The organism is Citricoccus sp., from assembly GCF_032154715.1.
Lineage (GTDB): Bacteria > Actinomycetota > Actinomycetes > Actinomycetales > Micrococcaceae > Citricoccus.
Genome location: NZ_JALDXU010000142.1, coordinates 1 through 4,985, shown reverse-complemented (window position 1 = coordinate 4,985; position 4,985 = coordinate 1). Strand labels below are relative to the sequence as shown.

Below are 4,985 nucleotides of genomic sequence, written 5' to 3'. Positions count from 1 at the left end.
GCGCAGCGCGGCCTCGTTGTTGCCGCGGCCGGCCAGGACCGAGGCCACCAGGGTGCCGTGCTCGGACATCTCCCCGACCGGCTCGGTGCCGGAGTCGTTGCCCGCACCGGAGACGTCGATGCCGCCGACCACCTGCCCGCCCAGGTCGGGATGGTCCGCGTCGATGCCGGTGTCGATCACCGCGACCGTGACGCCCTCGCCCTGGCTGGTGCCCCACGCGTCGCGGAATCCGTACTCGTCCAGCCAGTACTGCTGGTCCCGCCATTCATCCGCCGAGGCGGCGGGCAGGGCCGACCAGCCCAAGTCAGCGGGCGCGCCGGGCTCGCCGGACCCGGTCCAGTCTCCGGCCGGCGGCGGCAGCAGCACGGGTCCGCCCACGAGGGCCGCGGTGAGCATGGGGACGGCTAACCGAGACGCCGTGGTCAGGCGGGGCTGCCGGCCGCCGAGGCGTGGCGCCCTCCCCCGCCGGCCGGACCGGTGGTCGCTCATGCCGTCTGGGACAGGGCGATCCCGTCCAGGATGTCGTGCTCGGACGTGATGGCCGTGGTGACCGCGCCATGGCCGGCCTGGGCCACGCGGCGCAGGATCATCGACCAGATGAGGGCGCCTGCCCCGATCACGTCGACGCGGCCCGGGTGCATGTAGGGCAGCGCGGCCCGTTCGGCCCGGGTCGCCGCCAGCAGTCGCCCGGCGGTGTCACCAATGACGTCCACATCCAGCTCCGTGGCGTGGATGGCCCCGGGATCGTAGGCGGCCAGGCCCAGCGCCGCGGCGGTCACGGTGGTGACGGTCCCGGCCACACCGACGACGGCGGCCACCTCCCCGAGCGGGATGCGCGCCTCCACCTCGTCCAGGACGGCCGCGATGTCCCGCATCGCCGCCTGGATCTCGGCATCGGTCGGTGGATCGGTCCGCAGGTGGCGTTCGGTGAACCGGACGCAGCCCATCTTGACGCTGAGGGCGTGGGTGACCTGTGGCCCACCACTCTCCGGGTCGGCCAGCGTGCCGAGGACGAATTCGGTGGATCCGCCCCCCAGGTCCACCACCAGCACCAGCCCGGCGGCCGCGTGACGGGCCTGACCGGTCAGGCTGGCCGGTCGCGCACGCTCGGGCGTCGGGAGGGGGGTCGAGGCCAGGACGGAGGCCGCGCCGGCGAAGGACAGTGCCGCCTCCTCATCCCCCGTCACGATCTCGGGCTCCACCCCCAGTCGTTGACGGATTCCGGCGGTGAAGTCGGCGGCGTTGGCGGCATCGCGGCTGGCAGAGGTGGCCACGAACCGGAGGGAGGTGGCCCCGAGGTCGCGGATGATCGCGGCGTAGTCCTCCGTGGCGGCGAAGGTGCGCTGCATGGCGGCCTCGGACAACCGGCCGGTGGCGTCCACGCCCTCCCCCAGCCGGACCACGCGCATCTCGCGGTGCAGGTCCACGAGCCGGGGGGCGGCGGTGCTGCCGGTGCCCCCGGTGCCCCCGGTGCCGGGCTGATCCGTCGGAGATTCGAGACGTGCCACGAGCAGACGGATGGAGTTGGTCCCGCAGTCGATCGCTGCGACAGTCCGGCCCGGGCCGGGGACACCGCTGTCCCGCCGGATGTGGGCTTCGGAGTCCTCACTGGCCGGTCGGCGTGGCGTTGCGCCGGACAGGGGGCCCTGCACGGGGTTCCGCTCCCCCGCGAGCCGCTTGACGTGGCGGCTGAGGTCCCTGCTGGGCACGGGTGCCCCGGGGTCCCAGGCGCCGGCACACCAGCAGGTCTCCGCGGTCCAGTCCTCCCGGATGCGCCCGAGTGCCTCGTCCCCGAGGGGGTTCACGCCGGGCCCTGCTGCTAGTGCATGAGCCACCAGAACGTGCAGGCACTTGACCCGTTCGGGCATGCCGCCGGCGGAGATGCCCGAGATCTCGGGGACCCCATCCGTCCCGGCCACCCGGCCCACGCGGTCACGCTCGGTCAGGTAGGCCTCGTGCGCGCTCCGGTAGCGGGCAGACAGTTCCCCGTCCTGCTGCAGCCGTTCGGACATCTCGGCCATCGCACCGGACGCCTCCAGCCGGGAGACGGCTGCCGTGACCACGGGGTGGGTCAGGTAGAACGTGGTGGGAAAGGGGATGCCGTTGGACAGCCGCGGAGCGGTGGTGGCCACCAGCGGATTCCCGCACACGCACCGGGCCCCGATCTCGACCACGTCACGCGCTGGCCGGTTCAGTTGCAGGCTGATGGTGTCCAGGTCCTGCTGCGAGGGGGTGCGGTCCAGGTTCTGCGTCATGGTGATGATCTTGCCTCAGTCGGTGCGTTGGTGCCGGTGACAAGTGCTCCAGCCTAGTCGGTCCCGGCACGCACCACCGAGTCCAGCAGGGCGTCCGCCCACGGCATGTCCTGGTTGACCTGGCTCGGGCTGGCCGGCGGCGGCACGGGGTCCTCCACGGCCTCGTCGCCGCCGATCACCATGTAGGTCTGCTCCCCGGGCATCACGAGATTGAAGCGTTCACGCGCCTGCTGCTGGATGTAGGCCGGGTCGTCCCAGCGGGCGATCTCGTTCGTGAGGTCCTGCTGCAGCTGCTGCTCGGCGGCGATGTCCTCCTGGACGGCCCGAAGCTCGGCCTGCTGGTCCAGGAACACCCGCAGGGTCGGCGCCAGGAGCACCGCGGCCACGAAGAGCACCACCAGGAAGGCCACGGAGCGGCCGGTGAGGTTGCGGGCCGGAACGGGTTCGACCGGGGCCAGGGCCGGACCGGGCGCCGGCGCTGCCGCCGCCCCGCTGGAGGCACGGCCCAGAGCACGGCCACGGGGCGCGGACCGGCGCAACAGGTCGCGGCGCTCGTCGGCCCGGCGCTGCCCTGGAGTCGGTTCCGGGGTCGGCTCCGGTGACGGACCGGCCGAGATGACCTCCGCAGCCGTCTCGGCGTCCAGGTCGGCGGCGGATCCGTCCGGGGCCTCCGCGTCGGCGAATGCCGCGGAGCCGCTCAGTGCCCGGGCGGCGGGCCGCTGATCGGCAGACTCCCGGTCCGTCGGCTCCGGAGATGCACGGGATTCGAGGGATTCGAGGGATTGGCGCGACGGTGCCGCATCGAGGGGGATGACTTTGGCGGAGTGGCCACCCACCAGATGTGGTGCCGAGCCGGGTCCGGCGGTGCCCGTGCCCTGGGCGGCGCCGGCCCCCACCTCGGCCAGCTGGCGCTGGGACGTTTTGGGGACGCGCGGACGACGAGTTGCCACCTGTACCTCCGAGCCCATCCTGAACAAGACCTGTAGTGAGACCGGGCCATCTCCCCGGGTCCCTCTGACGATAACGGCTGAGCGGCCCGGCGTCGGGACAGCGCGCCGAGCGGTTTCCCCGGCGTTTGCCGGGCTTTCGCCGTTAACCACCGCAACCCCGCCCCTGGGAGAACCGGGAACGGGGTTGCGGGGCGGCCGGTCAGGCGCGGGCGGTGAACCGCGGGAAGGCCGAGGCGCCCGCGTAGCTCGCGGAATCGCCCAGCTCCTCCTCGATACGCAGCAACTGGTTGTACTTGGCCACCCGGTCCGAGCGGGCCGGGGCGCCGGTCTTGATCTGGCCGGCATTGGTGGCCACGGACAGGTCGGCGATGAAGGTGTCCTCGGTCTCGCCGGAGCGGTGGGAGATCATGCAGTGGAACTGGTGGCGCTGGGCCAGGGAGATCGCGTCGAAGGTCTCGGTCAGGGAACCGATCTGGTTCACCTTAACCAGCAGGGCGTTGCCCGACTGCTCGTCGATGCCCCGCTGCAGGCGCTCCGGGTTGGTGACGAACAGGTCGTCGCCCACGAGCTGGACCGTGGCCCCCAGGGAGGCGGTGAGCTGCTGCCAGCCCTCCCAGTCGTTCTCGTCCAGCGGGTCCTCGATGGAGATCAGCGGATAGTGCGCGGCCAGCTCCTCGTAGTACGCGATCATGTCCGCGGCACTCTTCTGCTCGCCCTCGAACGTGTAGGTGGCGTTCGAGCAGAACTCAGAGGAGGCCACGTCCAGGGCCAGGGCGATGTCCTCACCCGGGGTGTAGCCGGCCTGGGTGATGGCCTCGGTGATGAGGTCCAGGGCGGCGCGGTTGGACGGCAGGGACGGGGCGAAGCCGCCCTCGTCTCCCAGTCCGGTCCCGAGCCCGCGCTCCTGCAGCACCTTCTTGAGGGTGTGGTAGACCTCGGCGCCCCAGCGCAGGGCCTCGGAGAAGCTCGGGGCACCGATCGGGGCGATCATGAACTCCTGGATGTCCACGTTCGAGTCGGCGTGGGCGCCTCCGTTGAGGATGTTCATCATCGGCACCGGGAGCACGTGGGCGTTCGGGCCGCCCAGGTACTTGAACAGGGAGAGGTCCGAGGAGGCGGCGGCGGCGTTGGCCACAGCCAGCGAGACCCCGAGGATGGCGTTGGCGCCCAGAGTGCCCTTGTTCTCAGTGCCGTCCAGATCGATCATCAGGGTGTCGATGAGACGCTGGTCCGTGGCGTCCTCACCCTCGAGCTCGTCCGCGATGTTCTCGATGACGGCGTTGACGGCACCCAGGACGCCCTTGCCGAGGTAGCGACCCTGGTCACCATCGCGGCGCTCGACGGCTTCGAACTCTCCCGTGGAGGCGCCGGAGGGCACGGCGGCGCGGCCCAGTGAGCCATCGGTCAGCAGGACCTCCACCTCAACGGTGGGGTTACCGCGGGAATCGAGGATTTCACGGGCATGGATGGCGTCGATCAGGGCCATGTGCGGTCTCCTTTGAAGACTGTCGGTGGGTGGACCGTCAGAGCCGGTGTGGCTTGACGGTCCGGGCGGGCGCCGTGGCGCAGGTTGCGGTACCTCGGGGGCGATGCGGGTTCAGCCTAGCCCGTCGGGTCCGTCCCCGAGAGGTCGTGACGGAGCGCGGCCAGGTGTTGGCGCAGCGCTCGCTCGGGATCGAGCCCCGCGGCACGGGAACGCTGGACCAGCCGGAACAGCTCGGCGCCCAACTCCCCCTCGTCCTGCAGCACCAGCGGATTCGTGCCCGACGGCGGCGGGCCG

Annotated in this window: 4 protein-coding genes; all 4 read right to left on the bottom strand. The window is 71.8% G+C overall.

Features of this window, described 5'->3' with window-relative positions:
• On the bottom strand, positions 1-396 hold a 396-nt coding region (locus RUH65_RS15180), incomplete at its 3' end, for a S8 family serine peptidase (RefSeq protein ID WP_313818468.1).
• 89 nt (positions 397-485) lie between these two features.
• Positions 486-2,255: a DUF501 domain-containing protein gene (locus RUH65_RS15175; RefSeq protein ID WP_313818467.1), complete on the bottom strand. Its 1,770-nt coding sequence runs from the start codon at positions 2,253-2,255 to the stop codon at positions 486-488.
• Positions 2,256-2,308: 53 nt separating this feature from the next.
• Positions 2,309-3,205, bottom strand: coding sequence for a septum formation initiator family protein (locus tag RUH65_RS15170; RefSeq protein ID WP_313818466.1), 897 nt, complete (start codon positions 3,203-3,205; stop codon positions 2,309-2,311).
• Positions 3,206-3,404: 199 nt separating this feature from the next.
• The gene (gene eno / locus RUH65_RS15165) at positions 3,405-4,691 is read right to left on the bottom strand and encodes a phosphopyruvate hydratase (RefSeq protein WP_313818464.1); all 1,287 of its coding nucleotides are present in this window, start codon (positions 4,689-4,691) and stop codon (positions 3,405-3,407) included.
• Positions 4,692-4,985: the final 294 nt, after the last annotated feature.